Annotated in this window: 15 protein-coding genes and 1 pseudogene; 13 read left to right on the top strand and 3 right to left on the bottom strand. The window is 69.7% G+C overall.

Annotation, left to right across the window (positions count from 1 at the left end; all coding sequences use genetic code 11):
• The first annotated feature begins 73 nt into the window (after positions 1–73).
• The gene (gene clpB, locus ACW7G5_RS13005; RefSeq protein WP_457005172.1) at positions 74–2,659 is read left to right on the top strand and encodes an ATP-dependent chaperone ClpB; all 2,586 of its coding nucleotides are present in this window, start codon (positions 74–76) and stop codon (positions 2,657–2,659) included.
• 118 nt (positions 2,660–2,777) lie between these two features.
• Here the strand turns inward: clpB and ybaL are convergent, their stop codons facing one another.
• Both ybaL and ACW7G5_RS12995 read right to left on the bottom strand, forming a co-directional pair.
• Positions 2,778–4,493: a YbaL family putative K(+) efflux transporter gene (ybaL, locus tag ACW7G5_RS13000; protein WP_457005170.1), complete on the bottom strand. Its 1,716-nt coding sequence runs from the start codon at positions 4,491–4,493 to the stop codon at positions 2,778–2,780.
• Positions 4,494–4,568: 75 nt separating this feature from the next.
• The gene (locus tag ACW7G5_RS12995; RefSeq protein WP_457005168.1) at positions 4,569–6,956 is read right to left on the bottom strand and encodes a TonB-dependent receptor plug domain-containing protein; all 2,388 of its coding nucleotides are present in this window, start codon (positions 6,954–6,956) and stop codon (positions 4,569–4,571) included.
• A 119-nt stretch (positions 6,957–7,075) separates the two neighbouring features.
• On the opposite strand from ACW7G5_RS12995, the gene ACW7G5_RS12990 reads away from it, so the two are divergent.
• From ACW7G5_RS12990 to ACW7G5_RS12965, 6 genes are all read left to right on the top strand, one after another.
• Entirely contained in the window at positions 7,076–9,004 is a 1,929-nt protein-coding gene (locus ACW7G5_RS12990) for an ABC-F family ATP-binding cassette domain-containing protein (protein WP_457005166.1), read from the top strand.
• A gap of 87 nt (positions 9,005–9,091) precedes the next feature.
• Positions 9,092–9,544, top strand: coding sequence for a universal stress protein (locus ACW7G5_RS12985; RefSeq protein WP_457005164.1), 453 nt, complete (start codon positions 9,092–9,094; stop codon positions 9,542–9,544).
• Positions 9,545–9,584: 40 nt separating this feature from the next.
• Entirely contained in the window at positions 9,585–10,265 is a 681-nt protein-coding gene (locus ACW7G5_RS12980; protein WP_457005162.1) for a hypothetical protein, read from the top strand.
• Between the two features lie 213 nt (positions 10,266–10,478).
• Positions 10,479–12,080: a FecR domain-containing protein gene (locus ACW7G5_RS12975; protein WP_457005160.1), complete on the top strand. Its 1,602-nt coding sequence runs from the start codon at positions 10,479–10,481 to the stop codon at positions 12,078–12,080.
• 1 nt (position 12,081) lies between these two features.
• Positions 12,082–13,788, top strand: a complete 1,707-nt coding sequence (locus ACW7G5_RS12970) for a CHASE2 domain-containing protein (RefSeq protein WP_457005158.1) — start codon at positions 12,082–12,084, stop codon at positions 13,786–13,788.
• Positions 13,789–13,848: 60 nt separating this feature from the next.
• A complete protein-coding gene (locus ACW7G5_RS12965; protein ID WP_457005156.1) occupies positions 13,849–14,205 on the top strand; it encodes an FmdB family zinc ribbon protein in 357 nt (118 codons plus the stop codon).
• 133 nt (positions 14,206–14,338) lie between these two features.
• Here ACW7G5_RS12965 and ACW7G5_RS12960 read toward each other — a convergent pair whose 3' ends face one another.
• On the bottom strand, positions 14,339–15,589 hold the full coding sequence (locus tag ACW7G5_RS12960; RefSeq protein ID WP_457005154.1) for an MFS transporter: 1,251 nt from the start codon (positions 15,587–15,589) through the stop codon (positions 14,339–14,341).
• Between the two features lie 243 nt (positions 15,590–15,832).
• Here ACW7G5_RS12960 and aspS point away from each other — a divergent pair, with 243 nt between their 5' ends.
• The 6 genes and pseudogenes from aspS to ruvA all read left to right on the top strand — a co-directional run bounded on the left by aspS (position 15,833) and on the right by ruvA (position 21,249).
• A complete protein-coding gene (gene aspS / locus ACW7G5_RS12955; RefSeq protein ID WP_457005152.1) occupies positions 15,833–17,584 on the top strand; it encodes an aspartate--tRNA ligase in 1,752 nt (583 codons plus the stop codon).
• Between the two features lie 100 nt (positions 17,585–17,684).
• Positions 17,685–18,191: pseudogene (locus tag ACW7G5_RS12950) on the top strand (N-acetyltransferase family protein); the annotation flags it as partial.
• Positions 18,192–18,306: 115 nt separating this feature from the next.
• Entirely contained in the window at positions 18,307–18,963 is a 657-nt protein-coding gene (locus ACW7G5_RS12945; RefSeq protein WP_457005150.1) for an esterase/lipase family protein, read from the top strand.
• A gap of 420 nt (positions 18,964–19,383) precedes the next feature.
• A complete protein-coding gene (locus ACW7G5_RS12940) occupies positions 19,384–20,115 on the top strand; it encodes a YebC/PmpR family DNA-binding transcriptional regulator (RefSeq protein WP_457005148.1) in 732 nt (243 codons plus the stop codon).
• Between the two features lie 10 nt (positions 20,116–20,125).
• A complete protein-coding gene (gene ruvC, locus ACW7G5_RS12935) occupies positions 20,126–20,662 on the top strand; it encodes a crossover junction endodeoxyribonuclease RuvC (protein ID WP_457005146.1) in 537 nt (178 codons plus the stop codon).
• A complete protein-coding gene (gene ruvA, locus ACW7G5_RS12930; protein WP_457005144.1) occupies positions 20,659–21,249 on the top strand; it encodes a Holliday junction branch migration protein RuvA in 591 nt (196 codons plus the stop codon). Before ruvC ends, ruvA begins: the two co-directional genes overlap by 4 nt.
• Positions 21,250–21,261: the final 12 nt, after the last annotated feature.

Here is a 21,261-nt window from a genome sequence, read left to right as displayed (position 1 = left end):
GAATTGATGGGGCGTGGGCCGCATTTTCGGGATATTGCCGGCGTGGCCGGCCATCGACAGCCGAGGCATCCCCATGCGCATGGACAAACTCACTTCGCGTTTCCAGCAGGCGCTGGCCGACGCGCAGTCGCTGGCCGTGGGCCGCGACCACAATCTGATCGAACCCGCCCACGTGCTGGTGGCGCTGCTTGACGAGTCCGGCGGCGGCAGCGGGCCGCTGCTGGCGCAGTCGGGCGTGAACGTGCCGCTGCTGCGCGAACGCCTGGGCGAGATCCTGGAAAAGCTGCCGAAGGTGTCCGGCCAGGCCGGACAGGTCTCGCTGGGCAACGACCTGGGGCGCCTGCTCAACCACACCGACAAGCTGGCGCAGCAGCGCGGCGACGCCTTCATCGCGTCCGAGCTGTTCCTGCTCGCGGCGCTGGACGACGGCGGCGACGCCGGTCGCGCGTTGAAGGCCGCCGGTGCCGACAAGGCGCGCCTGGAGGCGGCCATCGACGCCATGCGCGGCGGCGACAGCGTCAACGACGCCAGCGCCGAGGAAGCGCGGCAGGCGCTGGAGAAGTACACCATCGACCTGACCGCGCGCAGCGAGATCGGCAAGCTTGATCCGGTGATCGGACGCGACGAGGAGATCCGCCGCACCATCCAGGTGCTGCAGCGGCGCACCAAGAACAACCCGGTGCTGATCGGCGAGCCCGGCGTCGGCAAGACCGCGATCGTCGAAGGCCTGGCGCAGCGCATCGTCAACAACGAAGTGCCCGAGGGCCTGCGCGGCAAGCGCGTGCTGTCGCTGGACATGGGCGCACTGATCGCCGGCGCCAAGTACCGCGGCGAGTTCGAGGAGCGGCTGAAGGCGGTGCTGAGCGACCTGTCCAAGCAGGAAGGGCAGGTGATCCTGTTCATCGACGAACTGCACACGATGGTCGGCGCCGGCAAGGCGGAAGGCTCGATGGATGCCGGCAACATGCTCAAGCCCGCGTTGGCGCGCGGCGAGTTGCACTGCATCGGCGCGACCACGCTGGACGAGTACCGCAAGTACGTGGAAAAGGACGCGGCGCTGGAACGTAGATTCCAGAAGGTGTTCGTGGGCGAGCCGTCGGTCGAGGACACGATCGCGATCCTGCGCGGGCTGAAGGAGAAGTACGCGGTGCACCACGGCGTGGAGATCACCGATCCGGCGATCGTGGCCGCGGCGACGCTGTCGCACCGCTACATCGCCGACCGCAAACTGCCGGACAAGGCCATCGACCTGATGGACGAGGCCGCAAGCCGCATCCGCATGGAGATCGATTCCAAGCCGGAGGAACTGGACCGCAAGGAGCGCCGCCTGATCCAGCTCAAGATCCAGCGCGAGGCGCTGAAGAAGGAGAAGGACGCGGAATCGAAGCAGCGCCTGGCGGATCTTGAGAGCGAGATCGCCGTGCTGGAGCGGGATTACAACGATCTCGAGGAAGTCTGGAAGGCCGAGAAGGCGACGCTGCAGGGCGCGACGAAGATCAAGGAGCAGATCGAGGCCGCCAAGCTCGAGCTCGAGGCCGCGCAGCGCCGCCAGGACTTCGCGAAGATGAGCGAGATCCAGTACGGCCGGCTGCCGGAGCTGGAGAAGCAGGCGCGCGCGGCGCAGGAAGCCGAAACCAAGGGCTTCACCCTGCTGCAGGACAGGGTGACCGCGGAGGAGATTGCCGAGGTGGTCGCGCGCTGGACCGGGATCCCGGTCAGCAAGATGCTGGAAGGCGAGCGCGACAAGCTGCTGCGCATGGAAGAGGTGCTGCACTCGCGCGTGGTCGGCCAGCAGGAGGCGGTGAAGGTGGTGTCCGATGCCGTACGTCGTTCGCGCGCGGGCCTGAGCGATCCCGACCGGCCGAGTGGTTCGTTCCTGTTCCTTGGCCCCACCGGCGTCGGCAAGACCGAGCTGTGCAAGGCGCTGGCCGAGTTCCTGTTCGACTCGAGAGACGCGATGGTGCGCATCGACATGAGCGAGTTCATGGAGAAGCACTCGGTGTCGCGCCTGGTGGGCGCGCCCCCGGGCTACGTGGGCTACGAAGAAGGCGGTTACCTGACCGAAGCCGTGCGTCGGCGCCCCTACAGCGTGATCCTGCTCGACGAGGTCGAGAAGGCGCATCCGGACGTGTTCAACATCCTGCTGCAGGTGCTCGACGACGGTCGCCTGACCGACGGCCAGGGGCGCACGGTGGACTTCCGCAACACCGTGATCGTGATGACGTCCAACCTCGGCAGCCAGATGATCCAGGAGCTCGACGGCGACGATTCGCCCGAGGCCTACATGCAGATGAAGGCGGGCGTGATGGCGGTGGTGCAGTCGCACTTCCGGCCGGAGTTCATCAATCGGCTGGACGACATCGTGGTCTTCCACTCGCTGGACAAGGCGCAGATCAAGGCGATCGCGCGCATCCAGATGCGTGGGCTGGAGAAGCGCCTGGGCGAGCGCGGGATCCGGCTCGAGGTCAGCGATGCGGCCTTCGAACTGCTGGGCGATGCCGGCTTCGACCCGGTATATGGCGCAAGGCCGCTGAAGCGCGCGATCCAGCAGCAGCTGGAGAATCCGCTGGCGCAGAAGATCCTGTCGGGGGAGTTCAGCCAGGGCGATACGATTCGAGTCGGCGCCGAAGCCGGGCATCTGCAGTTCGCCAAGGCCTGACGCCTCCCCCGGATCCCGGTCGCCTGCCCTCGCCACACTCACCCGTGCTTTCTTTGTAGGAGCAGCTATAGCTGCGACCGCTCTTTCCGGTCGCCGGCAATCGCAGCTGTAGCTGCTCCTACAGCAGCTCGGTTCGGGCGGGGCGGTAGGGGGGGGTGGCCATCACCATCTCCGCCAGCGAATAGGCGAGTTCGCGTTCGGCCAGCACTGCGCCGTCGGCGCCGTGCGCCAGCAGGTGCTTGACCTCGGCATCGCTGTGCGCGCGCGCCAGCACGGTGATCGCTGGGTTCGCCGCCTTGAGGCGTGCGATCGTTTCGCCCGCCTCGAGCGCGTTGGGAATCGCGAATACGGCCAGCGCCGCGCGGCCGGGGGCGGACTCCAGCATTACCGCTTCCGAGGCGACGTTGCCGCGCACCGCATGCAGTCCTTCCTCGCGGGCCTTGTCGACCAGGTTGGCGTCGTCCTCGATCACCACCAACGGCACGCCGCGGGCGTGCAGCAGGGTGGCCAGTTGCCTGCCTACGCGGCCATAGCCGACGACGATGGCATGCCCCGACAGCGACTCCGGGAGATGGTGGCTGGCGGCGTCGGCGGCGACTTCGTGCGCGGTGGCGGTGGCGGCTGCGGCATCGACCTTGGCGTCATGTCGTGCCAGCCACCGGTCGACCACGCCGAACGACAGCGGGTTGAGCATGATCGAGATCAGCGCGGCGGCCAGCACCAGGTCCTGGCCTTCTTCCGGCAGGATCCCCAGCGTCACGCCAAGCGCCGCGATGATGAAGGCGAACTCGCCGATTTGCGCCAGGCTGGCGGAGATGGTCAGCGCGGTGGATTTCGGGTGCCCGAAGGCGCGCACGATCAGGTACGCCGCAGCCGACTTGCCGAACATGACGATGAAGGTCGTGGCGAGCACCAGCAGCGGCTCGCGCACCAGGATCATCGGGTCGAACAGCATGCCCACCGAAACGAAGAACAGCACCGCGAAGGCGTCGCGCATCGGCAGTGAATCCTGCGCCGCCTTGTGGCTGAGCTCGGACTCGTTGAGCAGCATGCCGGCGAAGAACGCGCCGAGCGCGAACGACACCCCGAACAGTTCCGCCGAACCCAGCGCGACGCCGAGCGCTATCGACAGCACCGCCAGCGTGAACAGTTCGCGCGAGCCGGTGCCCGCGGTGCGCTCGAGCATCCACGGGATCACCCGCCGCCCGACCACCAGCATCACCGCCACGAACAGCGCCACCTGGACCAGGGTCTTGCCGATCTCGATCGTGAGCCGGCCCGCCGACACCGGTTCGCCGCCGGCGTTCCCGAACACGCTCGCGACTGCAGGCATCAGCACCAGCGCCAGCACGCAGGCCAGGTCCTCGACGATCAGCCAGCCGACCGCGATCCGCCCGCGCGTGCTGTCCAGCAGCCGCCGCTGCTCCATTGCCCGCAGCAGCACCACGGTGCTGGCCGTGGCCAGCGAGAAGCCGAAGACGATGCCCTGCAGGGTCGGCCAGCCGAGTGCGGCGGCCAGTCCCCAGCCGAGCAGGGTGGCGACGCTGATCTGCACCACCGCGCCGGGGATGGCGATGTGCTTCACCGCCATGAGGTCGCGGATGGAGAAATGCAGGCCGACGCCGAACATCAGCAGGATCACGCCGATCTCGGCCAGCTGCGGCGCGAGCTCCTGGTCGCCGACGAAGCCCGGCGTGAACGGCCCGGCGAGGATGCCCGCGACCAGGTAGCCCACCAGCGGCGACAGGTGCAGCCGATGGGCGGCCAGTCCCAGCACATAGGCCAGCACGAAGCCGACGGTCAGGATCGCGATGAGTTCGGTGTGGTGCGGCATCAGGGATTCCCGCCGGGGGGCTGGGGCAGGATAGAGGCAATGTGGGAGGGGGCCCGTCCCTGGGCCCTTCATCGGCTACCAGCTGTAGCCGACCTTGCCGTACACGAAGGCGCCGTTGTAGCCGAACGGAGACAGGTTGCTGTACGGGAACTGGCCATTGGTCGAGTTGGCGAAGATGTTCTCGTCCGGGTATTCGTTGAGCACGTTGTCGGCGCCGAGGGTGAAGGTCCAGTTGTTCATCCGATAGGCCGCGGACGCGTCGAGCAGCCACTTGGCGTCATAGGTCTGGTCGTTGGCGCTGTTGGCCGAGCGGCTGGTCACGCTGCCGTAGCGGGTGGTGGCCAGGGTGAAGTCCCAGGCGTCCAGCGACCAGGTGCCCGAGAGCAGCAGCTTGGTGTTCGGGAAGCCCTCCTCGATGCGCCCGATCTCGGTCCGGTCGATGCGTTCGAGGTCCAGGCCGGCCTGCTCCAGCTCGTCCGGGTTCGGCGCGATGCGGGTGATTTCGGTGTCGGTGTAGTTCCAGCCGGCGGTGAGGTCCAGCGTGCCGGCGCCGAGGTCCATGCCGTAATTGGCGACAAGGTCGATGCCCTGCGTGCGGGTATCGATCGCGTTGGTGAAGTAGCGGCCGCCGTTGACGCCGAAGATGCCGCGTGATTCCAGCAGCGCGCGCACCGCGTCGCCGGTGAGGTTGGACGACAGCGCGATGCGGTCGTCGACCTCGATGTGGTACGCGTCGATGGTGACGTAGAGCCTGTCCACGGGCTGCAGCACCAGGCCCAGGCTGTAGGACAGCGATTCCTCCGGCTGCAGCGCCTCGGCGCCGAAGGCCTGCGCCACGGCGCTGGACGCCGGGAAGGTGCGCACTTCGAACGGATCCGGAATGCCGGCCAGGAACAGCGTGCTGACGGTCTGGAAGTACTGCTGTGCCAAGGACGGCGCGCGGAAACCGCTGGATACCGTGCCGCGCAGCGCGACCGCGTCGGTGAAGGCGTAGCGCGCCGAGAGCTTGCCCGAGGCCTGGCTGCCGAAGTCGTCATAGTCCTCGTAGCGCCCGGCGATACCGCCGGAGAACTTTTCCGTGAGGTCGGCTTCGAGGCTGGCGTAGACCGCGTGGCTGTCGCGCGAGTAGGCGCCGGACACGCCGGGCGCGAAGCCGCCAAAGCCCTGCGCGCCGCCCGGCCGGCTGAGGTCGGGCTGCGCGTACGAGCCGTATTCACCTGGCGACTGGTTCCACTTCTCGTTGCGGAACTCGACGCCCATCGCCAGCGCGACCGGATACGCCAGGCCCCAGTCCAGCTGCCGGCTGAGGTCGAAGTTGGCGATGTTCTGCGTGGTCTCCAGCGCGCCGTCGTAGAACGAGGTCGGCGAGTCGGCGCCGATGCTGGCGTTGAGCGTGTTGCGGGTGAAGAACTCGAGGTTGTTGTAGCCGTGGTTGAAGCTCAGGTCCCAGTCCCAGGCCTCGCCGAAGCGGCCGTTCATGCCGGCGACGATGGCGCGGTCGCGGGAGACGTTGTTGATCTCGGGCAGGAAGCCGTCCGGGTAGATCGAGGGAATGTTCTGGCTGCTGTTGCCCGGCGCGCGGAAAAACGCGAACGAGGTGATGTCGCGGTTGCTGATCGTGCCGAAGGCGTACAGCGACAGCGTGTCGCTGATGTCGAAGCCGGCGTTGAACGAAGCCGCCGCGGCGTCGACTTCCGGGTCACCGATCACGAAGGCCTTCTGGCCCGGCTCCGGCTGGGTCGGCCCCGGCGTGCCTGCGAAGGGCCGCGCGCGGTTGGTGCGGTCCTGCCGGTTGACCTGGGCCGACAGGTGCAGGAAGCCGCGGCCAGCGCCCAGCGCCAGGCCGGCATCGCCGGCAAGCTGGGTCTGGTCGCCATCGCCGGCGGAGTGCTGGCCGTGGCTGAGCGACACGCTGCCGCCTTCCGATGCGCCCTTCAGCACCACGTTGACCACGCCGGCGATGGCGTCGGAGCCGTACTGCGCCGATGCGCCGTCGCGCAGCACTTCCACGCGCTCGATCGCCGAGATCGGGATGGTGTTGAGGTCCACCGGCGCCGAGCCGCGGCCGATGGTGCCGTTGAGGTTGAGCAGCGACGAGGCGTGGCGGCGCTTGCCATTGACCAGCACCAGCACCTGGTCGGGCGCCAGGCCGCGCAGCTGCGCCGGGCGGATGGCGCTGGTGCCGTCGGTCAGCGCCGGGCGCGGGAAGTTGAGCGAGGGCAGGGCGCGCGCAAGTGCGGTGGCGAGCTCGGTGGTGCCCGTGGCCTGCAGCGCCTCGCTGCCGATGATGTCGATCGGTGACTGCGATTCGGCCACGGTGCGGTCGGTCACGCGGGTGCCGGTGACGATGATGTTGTCGAGGTTGGTCGCGTCGCGCCGCGGCTGGGCCGGCTCCTGCGCCTGGGCGGCAAGGACGGGGGCGAGGGCGGCAAGCAGGGCAATGGCGAGGGGAGCAGGCTTCATGGTCGGATCCTTGCGACAGATGACAGGGAAGGGGTCGGCGGTAGGGGCGCTCGCGCATCCAGCGCGGTTTCGACGGTACCGCACGCGGGCCCGGGCGTGCAGCCCGGTAAACTGTGCGGATGATCTCTTTCCGCAACTTCGCCCTCCGCCGCGGCGAACGCCTGCTCCTGTCCGATGTCGACCTGTCCCTGCACGCCGGCTGGCGGGTGGGCGTGGTCGGCCGCAACGGCACCGGCAAATCCTCGCTGTTCGCCGCCGTGCGCGGCGAGGTCGAGGCCGACCGCGGCGACCTCGACCTGCCCTCGCGCCTGCGCATCGCCTCGATCGCGCAGGAAATGCCCTCGCTGCCGGATTCGGCGATCGACTTCGTGCTGGCCGGGGACGAAGCCGTCCACGCCGCGCTGCAGGCCGAGGCCAACGCCTTCGCCGCCGAGGACTGGGAGGCCGTGGCCGAGGCCCACCAGAAGCTGGAAGAGGTGGGCGGCTACGACGGCGCCGCGCGCGCGGGCAAGCTGCTGCACGGCCTGGGTTTCCCGGGCGAGGCGCAGCAGCGGCCGGTATCGAGCTTCTCCGGCGGCTGGCGCGTGCGCCTGAACCTGGCGCGCGCGCTGATGACCCCGTCCGACGTGCTGCTGCTCGACGAGCCCACCAACCACCTCGACCTCGACGCCGTGCTGTGGCTCGAACAGTGGCTGATGAAGTACCAGGGCACCCTGCTGCTGATCTCGCACGACCGCGAGTTCCTCGACAACGTCAACACCCACACCCTGCACCTGCACGGCGGCAAGGCGAAGCTGTACATCGGCAACTACACCGCCTTCGAGCGCCAGCGCTCCGAGCAGCTGCGCCTGCAGCAGATCACCCACGAGAAGACCCAGGCCGAGCGCGCCCATCTGCAGAGCTTCATCGACCGCTTCAGCGCCAGCGCCGCCAAGGCCAAGCAGGCCCAGTCGCGGGTCAAGCGCCTGGCGAAGATGGCCGATACCGAAGCGGTGCGCGCGGAGCGCGACGTGCGGATCGATTTCCCCGCGCCGGCGAGGCTGCCGCATGCCCTGCTGCGCTTGAACCACGCCGACTGCGGCTATCCCGGCGCGGCTCCCCCGGGAGCGACTCCCACGGTGATCCTCCGTGACGCCAACTTCGGTCTGGAGGCCGGCGACCGAATCGGACTGCTTGGGCCCAATGGCGCGGGCAAGTCGACGCTGGTGAAATCGCTGGTCGGCGAGCTTCCGCTGCTCACCGGCGAGCGCTACGCCCACCCCGACCTGCGCATCGGCTACTTCGCCCAGCACACGGTCGAAGCGCTGGTGGCCGGCACCTCGCCGATCGATCACCTGCGCGAGCTCTCGCCGAATGCCTCGACCCAGGACTTCCGTAATTTCATGGGCAAGTGGAGCTTCCCCGGCGACCGCGCCTTCGAATCCATCGACGGTTTCAGCGGCGGCGAACGCGCGCGCCTGGCGCTGGCGCTGATCGCCTGGCGCCAGCCCAACGTGCTGCTGCTCGACGAACCCACCAACCATCTCGACCTTGAAATGCGCGAGGCCCTGGCCGAGGCACTGTCCGATTTCCCGGGTGCGATCGTGCTGGTCTCGCATGACCGCCACTTGATCGGCCTGGTCGCCGATACCTACTGGCGCGTGTCCGAGGGCGTGGTGCGTCCGTTCGATGGCGACCTTGACGACTACGCCGCATGGCTGCGCTCGCGGCCCCAGGATGCGAAGGCGGCGACGGCCGCGCCCGAAGCGCTTGGCGCCAATGCCGCGGCCGCCCCGGTCGCGGCACCGGTTCCAGCGCCCGCGCCGGCGCCATCCAGGCCGGCAAGGAAAACCAACCCGCACCGGTTGGCACGCGCCGAGCAGCGGGTGGCGGAGCTGGAGGCCGCGCGCGCTGCGATCGAGGCCGAGCTTGCCGACCCGGCGCTGTATTCCGCCGGGAGCAACCGTGCCCAGGACCTGGCGCGGCGCCAGGCCGACCTGGTGGCCGAGCTGGCGCAGGCGGAAGAGGTGGTGCTTGAGCTCTACGCCCAGGATGAAGGGGCCGCCTGAGGGCCGGGCCTATAGTCGGTTGACCCGGGTCAACGCGGCACGCTGCCCGCGGGTCCAGGCCGGGTCGACAACACGGAGGGTAGTGCCATGTACAAGCAGATCCTGATCCCGACCGACGGGTCCGAACTGTCCCTGTCCGCCATCGACCAGGGCCTTGCCTTTGCACGCGAAGTCGGGGCGTCGGTGACCTTCTTCACCGTGACCACGCCGCTCCGCATCTATGGCGTGACCGGCGAACAGCTGGCCGGTGGCTACGAGGCCTACGGCACGATCGCCCGCGAGGAAGGCGTGCGTCGCCTGGCGCAGGCCGAGGAGCGCGCGAAGGCGCTGGGCGTGCCCTGCCAGGTGCGCATGGTCGAAAGCGAGCATGCCTGGGAGGCGATCATCGAGGCCGCCAACGAGGCCGGCTGTGACCTGATCGCGATGGCCTCGCACGGCCGCCGCGGACTCGGCGGATTGCTGCTGGGCAGCGAGACGCTGAAGGTGCTGACGCACTCGGCGATCCCGGTGCTGGTCTATCGGCAACCGAGAGCGGGCTAGCGGTTTGCGCCGCCGCGTGGGCGGCGGTTAGGGTGTCCGGATGACTATCATCCGACTCTCCGCGCTTTCCGCCGCGCTCGTGGCCCTTGCCGCCTGCGCTCCTTCCGCCGACCAGGCGCCTGCGGCCGATCTTGCCACCGCCGACGCCGCACCCGCCGAGGCGCTCGACGCCCCGGTGCCCGACGCCGCCCCCGCCGACGCCTTCCTTGCCGCGCTCGCCACCCACTGCGGCCAGGCCTTCGCCGGGCGCATCGTCGCCAACGAGCCTGCTTCGCCCGAACCCGACGCTTTCGAAGGCAAGGATCTGGTGATGCACGTGCGCGGCTGCGACGACCCGACCCGCGGGCTGCGCGTGCCCTTCCACGTTGGCGACGACCATTCCCGCACCTGGGTGCTGACCCGCACCGACGACGGCCTGCGCCTGAAGCACGACCACCGCCACGAGGACGGCAGCCCCGACGAGCAGACCATGTACGGCGGCGAGACCGCGACCGCGGGCACCGCCGTGCGCCAGGAATTCCCGGTGGACGCGGAATCGATCGAGCTCTTCGGCCGTACCGGCGCCGACGTCTCCACCACCAATACCTGGGCGATGGAGATCGAGCCCGGCAGCCGCTTCCTTTATGAGCTGGCGCGTCCGGGTGGCCGCATGTTCCAGGTCGAGTTCGACCTGACGACGCCGGTGGCCGAGCCGCCGGCCCCCTGGGGCTCTGCCGACTGACCTCGAAAACTCGGACGCCACGCGCCACGCGCGTGGCGTTCACGGGCGTGCCAAGGCACTCGCCTACAATCAGCGTCATCAGCGGTTTGGTGGATGGTGCTTTTGAATTCGATCGTCAGTGTCGTGCCCGTACCGCGCACGTGTTCCCTTCATGCCATGCTTGCGTCCCGCCGCCGTCCACCGTCGTTGCTGAAGCGGCTGGCTCCCGCCCTGTTGGCGCTGTTCGCGATGCTGGCGTCCTTGGACGTGGCGGCGCAGGAATGGCGCTACCGTGTCCGCCCCGGCGACAACGTATGGGACCTGGCGCGTGCACACATGCGCCCCGACGTGCCGTGGCAGCAGCTGCAGGCCTTAAACGGGGTGGACGACCCCTATCGCCTGGAACCGGGCTCGGTCATGCGCTTCCCGCTGGCGTGGCTGCGCGTGCAGCCGGCCAAGGCGCGGGTGGTGGCCGTGTCGGGATCGATTTCGGTATATGCGGACGAGGCATCCGGCGTTGCCGTGCCGGCCACCGTGGACCAGATGCTGGGCGCGGGCACGATGTTGCGCACCGCGTCCGACGCGAGCCTCACGCTGGAGTTCGCGGATGGTTCGCGCCTGCAACTGCTGGCTGACAGCGAACTGCACCTCGACCGCCTGAGCGCGTGGGGGCGCACCGGCATGGTCGACACGCGCTTGCGTCTGCCGCGCGGTAGGACCAGCCACGACGTCAAGCCGGGGCGTGGTCCGGGATCGCACTTTTCCGTGGAATCGCCCGGGCTGATGACCAGCGTGCGCGGCACGGGTTTCCGGGTGGCGAGCGACGGTGAAGCCAGCCGGTCCGAAGTCTATCGCGGGCGCGTGGATGTCGAGGGTGGCGGCCGTCGGGTGCAGGTGGGCGCGGGGCTCGGTACGCATGGCGATGCGGGGCAGGGCCCGATCACGCCCGTCCCGCTGCTGCCCGCGCCGGACCTGGTGCGGCTGCCCGATACCGTGCAGTGGATCCCGGCGGAGCTTGCGTGGGCCCCGCTGCCCGGTGCACGCGGCTACCGGCTGCAGGCCAGTTCGCACGACGATTTCCGCACCTTGCTGCAGGACGTGAGGGTCGATGCTGCCGCCGCGCGTTTGGACGTGCAGGCGGCAGGCACCGTGCATGTGCGCGTGCGTGGCATCGATGAGCGCGGACTCGAAGGCCTGGATGCGGTGCGCGTGCTCCAGATCGCAGCCCAGCCCGGCCCGCCGTTCACGGTGAGTCCGGGCGTCGACAGCGAGGTCGCGGGCCCGCGACCGCGGCTGCGCTGGACGGCATCCGAGGGGGCCGCGAGCTATCGCGTACAGGTGGCGCGCACCGCGGACTTCAGCGATCTGCTGGTCGATCGTGAGGAGGTGACCGCCGTGGAGCTGCGCACGCCGGTTGAACTCGAGCCGGATACGTATTACTGGCGGATCGGAGCCGTGGACGCGACCGGCCGTCGCGGTCCGTTTGGGGACCCGGTGCCGTTCGCCGTGCGCGCGGCCGACGCCCCGCCCATGCCGACGGCCGATCGCGATGGAAAGATCCTGCAGGTCGGCTGGCAGAGTGCGGGCGAGGGGCAACGTTATCGCTTCCAACTGTCGCGCAAGGCCGACTTCAGCACGCTCGCGGAGGAGCACCTCGTCGATGAAAACCTCATCGCGCTGCCGGATATCGGCACCGGGACGTGGCACATGCGCGTGCAGGTCGTGGAGAGCGACGGCTATGCCCACCCGGTGGGTCCGACCCAGGCGCTCAAGGTGGGCTGCGGCGCGTGCCGCGTGTTGCTGGGTATCGCCGCCGCCGTGTTGATCGTGCTCTAGCATGCGCAGCTGGTCGCTGCAGGGCGTGTACATGCGGATCCTGGCCGGCGCTGCCGGGGCCGCGGCGGTGGCCGTGCTGACTCTCACGTCGATGACCTGGCGCGTGGATGCGTGGGTCTACGATCGACTGCAGGCCGCGTTCGCGCCGGCCGCGGATGATCGCATCCTGCTGGTGACCGTGGATGACAGGAGCCTGTCCGCGCTCGGCCGGTGGCCGTGGCCGCGCGGCGTGCATGCGGCGCTGCTCGACCGGCTGGAGCCGGCAGGCGTGCGCGGCATTGCCCTGGACCTGATGTTCGCCGAGGCCAACGCCAGCGATCCGTCGGGTGATGCGGCGCTGGCGCGCGCCATCCGTCGCAACGGCAAGGTGGTCCTGCCGGTGATGGCCGAGCCCTCCGGGCCCGAGGGTCCGCTGATCGAACAGATGCCGCTGGCCCCGCTGGTCGACGCGGCCGCGGCGCTGGGGCATGTCGAGGTGGCGGCCGGAAGCGATGGCGTGGTGCGCGAAGCGGCCCTGTACGCGGGACTGGGTTCCGCGCACTGGCCGGCCCTGGCCCTTGCGCTGCACGAGCTGCATGCCGGCGTGACGCCGCGTGCGGAGTTGCCCGGGTTGCGCCCCGGCGCGGATGCGCCTGCGCCGTCGCCCTACCAGTGGAGTCGCGACCACCGCGTCATGATCCCGTTCGTGTCGACGCGCGGCTTCCAGGAGGTGTCGTACATCGACGTGCTGCGCGGCGAGGTCCTGCCAGCGCTGCTGCATGATCGCTGGGTGCTGGTGGGCGTCTCGGCAACCGGCATCGCCCGCGACGTGCTGGTGCCCGGCGTCGGGGTCGGTGAGCGCATCTCCGGCCTGGAATACCACGCCAACGCCCTCAACATGCTCGAACAGGGCGCGGCCGTGACCGCGCTGCAGCGACCATGGCAACTGCTGCTGGGCGTCGGGGTGCTGCTGCTGCCGCTGCTGCTCTACCGCGAGCGTGCACGCGTGCGGCGCGGGTGGGTGGTGATGCTGCTGGCGATCTTGGCGACGTTCGCGGCCAGCGCCACACTGTTGAAGTTCGGGCAAGCATGGTTCGCGCCTGCGCCGACGGTCGCGGTGTTGCTTGCCGGCTACCTGGCGCTCGTGGTCCACCAGTTCCTCCGTTCGCAGCGCCTTGCCAGTTCCGACGGCCTGACCCGGCTGGCCAACCGGCACATGTTCGATGCCACCCTGGAACGCGAACTTCGCGCGGCGCGGCGTGCGGGCCGGCCCCTGTCGCTGCTGCTGGTCGACGTCGACCACTTCAAGACCTTCAACGACTCCTACGGCCACCAGGCCGGGGACCAGGTGATGCGTCGTGTCTCGGGGGTGCTGGACGGCTGGGCGCGGCGACCGCGTGACATGGCGGCGCGGTATGGCGGCGACGAACTCGCGCTGGTGCTGCCCGAGAGTACGGCGGCGTCGGCGCTTGGCATCGCCAACAGCATCGTCGCAGACGTGCGCCGCCTGAAGGTGCCGCACGGCAAGTCGCCCACCGCCGCCATCGTGTCCGTCAGCATCGGCATTGCAACGTTCGACCCGGCGCTGCACTTGCAGGATATCGACCTGGTGGAGCGCGCCGACGCCGCGCTGTACACCGCCAAGCGCGAAGGGCGCGATCGCGCGTTCTGCGTGGAGGCGACGCCGGCAGTGGCTCCGCCGGGGGAGCCCGCGAGGCCCGCGGCTTGAATTTCGCGTCCGCGGCCCCAGATTGCGCGATCTCCATATCAACGAATCGACACCATCGCTATGCCGATCTATGCGTTCCGCTGTGCCCTGTGCGGGCATGATTTCGATCGTCTGCAGAAGCTTTCGGACGCGGATCCGGACACCTGCCCGGCGTGCGGTGCCAGCGGGGGAGTCGGTCGCCAGCTGACCGCGCCTGCATTCCGCCTGGCCGGCAGCGGCTGGTACGAGACCGACTTCAAGAAGGACGGCGACAAGAAACGCAACCTCGCCGAAGGTGGCGAAGGCGCTGGCAAGGCGGAAAGCGGGACCGCCGCCGGTGATGCGCCGGCGAAGACGAACAGTCCCGCTGCGCCAGCTGCGCCTCCCGCGGCGAAGCCGGAGGCCAAGCCGGCTGCGGCCAAGCCCGACGCTGGGTGAGTCGGCGGCGGCCGCGGCTTCGGCGGCTGTCGCAAGCTTCGCCCCCATCTGCCCTTAGGGCATCTTCGCCCGCAAGCGGGGGAAGAGTCGCATGGGCCTGGGTCCCTGATTCCCGCGTTGCCGCGGAGGGGGGTCAGGGGGCTTCCGCCTCATCGATCTCCGTTGCGTCCACTTCCGGCAGCAGTTCGATCGCGGACGGCGTGGTGCGCAGCATCAGGTGGAACACCGATGGCGTGTCGTTGTCGCGCGGGTAGAGCAGGCGGCGACCGCCGGCGACCAGGGCGGCGAGGAACAGCGTCGCGGCGAAGAACGCGGGTAGCGCCTCGGGACCGTAGCGGGTCATCGCCACGCCGGCCAAGGCCGGGCCGAACGCCGAGCCGACGCCGTTGAGCAGCAGCAGGCTGCTTCCTGCCGCCAGGGTCCTTTCCGGCGGCAGGTGGTCGAGCAGGTGGGCCATGCAGATCGGGTAGATGGCGAACGCCAGGCCACCGAAGAAGAACCAGAGTGCGTACAGCGGCAGACCGGACTGGCCCGCGGGCAGCATCATGACCAGGCCGATGGCCGCGGCCAGCACGCAGACCACGACCAGCGCGGTGCGGCGGTCGCTGCCGTCGGACAGGCGGCCGATGGGCCACTGCAGCGCCGCGCCGCCGAGGATGGTCGCGCTCACCAGCAGCGCCACGCCGCTCAGGCCCAGTCCGAGCCGGCTCGCGAACACCGCGCCCAGTCCCCAGAAGCTGCCCACCGCCATGCCCGCCAGCAGCGCGCCCAGGGCGCCGGCCGGGGCCACGCGGAACAGCTGTTTCAGCGCGAGCCGGGGCATCGGCGGCAGTTCGGGCTGCACCATCCGGCTGGCGGTGACCGGCAGCGACGCCAGGCAGATGAGGATGGCGACCAGGTTGAACAGCACGAAACCCGCCGCCGACCACAGCCCGATCAGCCACTGGCCCGCCGCCAGTGCGAGCAGGCTCACCGCCATGTAGATCGCGAACACCTGGCTGCGCTGCTCGGGCGGCGCCTGCACGTTGAGCCAGCTCTCGATCACCGTGTACAGGCCGACCAGCGCGATGCCGGTCCCCAGCCGCAGCAGCGCCCAGGCCCAGGGCGACACCAGGATCGGGTGCAGGAGCACGGTGGCCGCGCACAGGGCGGAATAAAAGGCGAACGCGCGGATGTGGCCGATCCGCTGGATCAGGCCGGGCGCGGCATAGGTGCCCAGGAAGAAGCCGGCGAAGTAGGCCGACATCACCAGTCCCAGCACCTGGTCGTCGTAGCCCTCGATCCGCCCGCGCACGGCCAACAGCGTGCTCAGCAGCCCGGCGCCCATCAGCAGCAGCGCCGCGCCCGCGAGCAGGGCGGCCAATGGGCGGACGGTTGCGATCATGTCGGAGCGGACCGCAGGGGCCGGGGCGGGGGTAGCGGCAGGGGGGCGCGAGGTGTCGATTGCGGGAAGCGTGGGGCAACAGCGGGCCCCCAAGCTTAGTCGCTCCGGCGTGACTCCTGCTTTTGTGGGAGCCGCTATAGCGGCGAAGGGTTCTCCGCAGCCAATCGCGGCCATGGCCGCTCCCACAGTTAAACTAGGCGGCTCCGCCTGTCAGGCGGCCCGTTTCCCGCGTCCGGAGTCCACATGCGCACCCATTTCTGCGGCCTGATCGACGAGTCGATGGTCGGCCAGACCGTCACCCTCTGCGGCTGGGCCGACGTCGCCCGCGACCTCGGCGGCCTGTGCTTCATCGACCTGCGCGACCACGAGGGCATCGTCCAGGTCGTGGCCGAACCGTCGGACGCCGAAGGCAACGCCGGCGTGGTCGCGACCGGGGCGAAAGTCGGCTACGAGGACTGCCTGCGCGTGACCGGCACCGTGCGCCGCCGCCAGTCGGTGAACCCGAAGATCCCCACCGGCCAGGTGGAAGTGGTGGCGACCGCGATCGAGGTGCTGAACAAGGCCGAGCCGCTGCCCTTCCACGCCCACGAGAACCCGGGCGAGGACATCCGCCTCAAGCATCGCTATCTGGACCTGCGTACGCCGGAGATGCAGCGCCGCATGCGCACGCGCACGAAGCTCGTGGCCGCGCTGCGCCGCTGGCTGGACGCGCGCGACTTCCAGGACATCGAGACGCCGATCCTGACGCGCGCGACGCCCGAGGGCGCACGCGACTTCCTGGTGCCGGCGCGCATGCACGCCGGTGAGTTCTACGCGCTGCCGCAGAGCCCGCAGCTGTTCAAGCAGATCCTGATGGTGGCCGGCTTCGACCGCTACTACCAGGTCGCGCGCTGCTTCCGCGACGAGGCCCTGCGCGCCGACCGCCAGCTGGAATTCACCCAGCTCGACATCGAGTTCGCCTGGGTGGACGAAGCCGCGGTGCAGGGCACGGTCGAGCAGATGATGCAGGACGTATTCCGCGAGGTGATGGACGTCGAGCTGGGCGCGTTCCCGCGCATGACCTGGCACGAGGCCATGCGCCGCTACGGCTCCGACAAGCCGGACCTGCGCATCGCGCTGGAGCTGGTGGATGTCGACGAGCTGGTGAAGGATTCGCAGTTCAAGGTGTTCACCGACGTTGCCGGCGTCGACGGCATGCGTGTGTGCGCGCTGCGCATCCCGGGTGGCGCGTCGCTCTCGCGCAAGCAGATCGACGAGTACGCCGCGCACGCCGCGAAGTACGGCGCCAAGGGCCTGGCCTACGCCAAGCTGGGCGAGGACGGTGCGGTGAATTCGCCGGTGGCCAAGTTCTTCGACGAGGCCGCGTTCGCGGCGCTGCTCGCGCACGTGGGCGCCGGCAAGGGCGACATCGTGTTCTTCGGCGCCGGCGCGTACAACACCGTCAGCGACTTCATGGGCGCGGTGCGGCTGAAGGCCGGCAAGGACTTCGGCTTGGTCGAGGATGGCTGGAAGCCGCTGTGGGTCACGGACTTCCCGATGTTCGAGTGGGACGACGAGGCGCAGCGCTATGTGGCCCTGCACCATCCCTTCACCGCACCGGCAGTGGACGACGTCGACGACCTGCGCGCCAATGCCCGCACCGCCACCAGCCGCGGCTACGACATGGTGCTCAACGGCAACGAGATCGGCGGCGGATCGATCCGCATCCATCGGCCGCAGATGCAGTCGGCGGTGTTCGAGCTGCTGGGTATCGGCGCGGAGGAGGCGGAGGCCAAGTTCGGCTTCCTGCTCGACGCGCTGAAGTACGGCGCGCCGCCGCACGGCGGCATCGCCTTCGGCATCGACCGCATCGCCGCGCTGATGGCGGGCACCGAGTCGATCCGCGACGTCATCGCCTTCCCGAAGACCACCGGCGCCCAGTGCCCCATGACCGGTGCCCCGTCACCGATCGACGACGCGCAGCTGCGCGAAGTGCACATCTCCGTCCGCCCGTAGGAGCAGCTACAGCTGCGACCCACCCCACTCGTAGGAGCAGCCATAACTGCGACCCACCATCCAGACGGTTGCAAGTACAGGTGCAGGTAAAGAACACGACATGGCCCCGACCATCCGCCGAGCCACCCCCGAAGACGCCGCGACGCTGTCCAGCCTGGCTGCCCGCAGCTTCACCGAAACCTTCGGTCATCTCTATCCGCCCGAAGACCTGCAGGCCTTCATCGACGAGGCCTATGCGGTCGGCCGCCAGCGCGTGATCCTCTCGCACCCCGACTACGCGGTCTGGCTGCTGGAGGACGAAGGCGAAGCCGTCGGCCACGCCGCCGCCGGGCCCTGCGGCCTGCCGCACCCCGATGTCGCTCCCGGCGATGGCGAACTCAAGCGCCTGTACCTGATGGCCACGCACCAGAACGGCGGCTGGGGCGCGCGCATGTTCGACACCGCCATGGACTGGCTGCAACGCAACGGACCGTGCGCGCTGTGGATCGGCGTATGGTCGGAAAACTTCGGTGCCCAGCGCTTCTACGCGCGCCGCGGTTTCGAAGCCGTGGGCGAATACCTGTTTCCCGTTGGCCGCGTCCTGGACCGCGAGTTCATCCTGCGCCGTATCGCGCCGGGGTCTTTCGCGGCGGTCCCCTCGGATACGCCGGCTCCTTCCGGCACCCCGGCGCCGGATTCCCCGGCCGCCCGTGGGAGCGGCCACGGCCGCGACGGCCGCTCCGATGGTTCCTGAACCAGCCGCGGCCGAACCCGCGGGAGCACCGGCCGTCCGCCACGTCCTCCTGCTCCACGGCCTGTGGATGCCGCCCCTGGTCATGCGGCGCTTCGCCTCGCGCCTGCGCGCCGCCGGCTGCACGACCGCGATCCTCGGCTACCGCAGCATCGTCGGCAGCACCGATGCCGCCGTCGCGACCGTGCGCGACCGCCTCCGCGACGGGCCACCGACCCACATCGTGGCCCACAGCCTCGGCGGCCTGATGGCGCTCGAAGCAGTGCGCGCGGAGCCATCGCTGCCGGTAGCGCGGGTGGTCTGCCTCGCCACGCCGCTGTGCGGCAGCGGCGCGGCCAGGCGCCTCTCGCGCCAGGCCCTGACCGCGCTCTACCTCGGTCGCAGCGCGGCCCTCCTGCGCCGCGGCTGCACGACGCTGCCCGACGGCGTTGAGGTGGGCATGATCGCCGGCGACCGACCACGCGGCCTCGGCGCCCTGGTCGCGCGCTTCGAAGGCGCCCACGACGGCACCGTGGCAATGGACGAAACCCGTGTCCCCGGACTCGCAGACCACGTCGTTGTCGCCGCCTCGCACAGTGGCCTGCTGTTTTCTGCCGAAGCTGCGCGGCAGGCGGTTGGCTTTCTCAGGAATGGGCGGTTCCCTGGCTGACGTGTGGGTTTGGCGGGGGGCGGAGGGTGGGCGGGTACTCCGCCGGCGTCGCGGTGGCCTTGGCTTGGCAGGGGCAGAGGGTGGGCGGGCATTCCGCCGGCGTCGCGGTGGAGCTGCTCCTTATTGCCGGCGGAATGCCCGCCCACCCTCCGCTGCAATCAGCGCGGTGGGATGTGGGAAGGGCAGGAGCGTCGCGCCTTTGATTTTCCGGCGGGCTGCGGGAAGGCGCTGCAAGGCGGGTTGGGGGGTGCGTAGTGGGCATAAAGGCCCGCGCAGCGGGACAGCCCACGGAGTACCCACCGACCTGCCGTACCGCGCGGCTTCGGCGAGAGGTCGCGACCCGCCGTACCGCGCGCCTTCGGCGAGTCGGGAAAGGGGTAAAATCGGGCGTTGCAGTCACTTCCAGGATGGGTAATACGCATGGGCAGGGGTCCCTCCATCGAAACCCGCAAGAACGCCGAGGATGCGCGTCGCGGGAAGGCCTTCACCAAACTGATCCGTGAGATCTCCGTCGCCGCGCGCGCCGGCGGTGGAGACCCCGGGGGAAACCCGCGCCTGCGCAGCGGCATCGACAAGGCGCTTGCCGCCAACATGACCAAGGAAGTCATCGAACGTGCCGTCAAGAAGGCCACCGGTGAGCTCGAAGGCGTCGACTACGAAGAGATCCGCTACGAAGGCTATGCCCCCGGCGGCGTCGCCGTGATCGTCGACTGCCTCACCGACAACAAGGTCCGCACCGTCGCCGACGTGCGCCACGCCTTCGGCAAGTTCGGCGGCAACCTCGGCACCGACGGCTCGGTGGCCTTCATGTTCCGCAAGCAGGGCATCCTCCGCTATGGCGCGGGCGCGGACGAGGACGCCGTTACCAACGCGGCCATCGAGGCCGGCGCCGACGACGTCGTGGTCTACCCCGACGACGGCGCCATCGACGTGCTCACCAGTCCCGAGGATTTCAGCGCCGTGCGCGACGCCATGGCCGCCGCCGGGGTCGCGGCGGAGCATGCCGAGGTCACGATGCGCGCCGACAACGACGTGGCGGTCGAGGGTGATACCGCGCAGCAGGTGGTCAAGCTGCTGGCGTGGTTGGAAGACATCGACGACGTGCAGGCCGTGTACTCCAACGCCGAGCTCGGCGACGACGCATACGCGTAAGCTGTCGTCCGTGACCAGGATCCTCGGCATTGACCCGGGCTCGCAGCGCACCGGCGTCGGCATCATCGACGTCGACGCCGCCGGCCGCTGCACGCACGTGTTCCACGCGCCGCTGGACCTGCTTGCTCGCGCAGCGGCCGCGCCCGGCGACCTGCCGCTGCGGCTGCGCAGGCTGCTGGACGGGCTGCGCGCCGTGATCGAGGAGCATCGCCCGGACGAAGTGGCGATCGAGCAGGTGTTCGTGTCGAAGAACGCGGACTCGGCGCTCAAGCTCGGCCAGGCGCGCGGCGCGGCGATCTGCGCGGTGGTCATGCACGACCTGCCGGTGAGCGAGTACGGCGCACGCCAGGTGAAGCTGGCCCTGGTCGGCAGCGGTGCCGCCGACAAGACCCAGGTTCAACACATGGTCGGCGCCATGCTGGGCCTCAAGGGGCGACTGCAGGCCGATGCCGCCGATGCCCTGGCCATCGCCATCACCCACGCCCACGTCCGCGCCAGCGCGCAGCGGATGGGCATCGATGCAAAACTGGCCTGGAGTCGCAGATGATCGGTCGTCTCAGGGGGGTGCTCGCGCACAAGTCGCCGCCGTGGCTGGTGCTGGACGTCAATGGCGTCGGCTACGAGCTGGAGGCGCCGATGAGCACGTTCTACGAGCTGCCGGTGCTGGGCAAGGAGGTCTCGCTGTTCACGCACTACGCGCAGAAGGAGGATTCGGTGTCGCTGTACGGCTTCAGCACCGAGTCCGAGCGGCGGCTGTTCCGCGATGTGCAGCGGGTCAGCGGCATCGGCGCGAAAATAGCGCTCGCAATCCTGTCCGGGGCCAGCGTCGAAGAGTTCGCGCGCCTGGTGCAGGCGGGCGACGTGACCGCGCTGACCCGGATCCCGGGCATCGGCAAGAAGACCGCCGAGCGCATCGTGGTGGAACTGCGCGACCGCGCGGAGGCGATCATGGGCGGTGCCACGGCGTTGCCACGCGCCGGCGTGCCCGCCGATCCGCTGTCGGAGGCGACGGTCGCCCTGCAGCAGCTCGGCTACAAGCCGGCCGAAGCCCAGCGCATGGCCCGCGCCGCGCTGGTCGAGGGCGATTCACCCGAAGCCATCATCCGAAAAGCGCTACAGTCCGCGCTTCGCTGAGCCGGCGCTCCA

The sequence above is a fragment of the Luteimonas sp. A501 genome, assembly GCF_054052085.1.
Note: the sequence above shows the minus strand (reverse complement) of the source record. Positions and strands in the feature narration are given on the sequence as shown.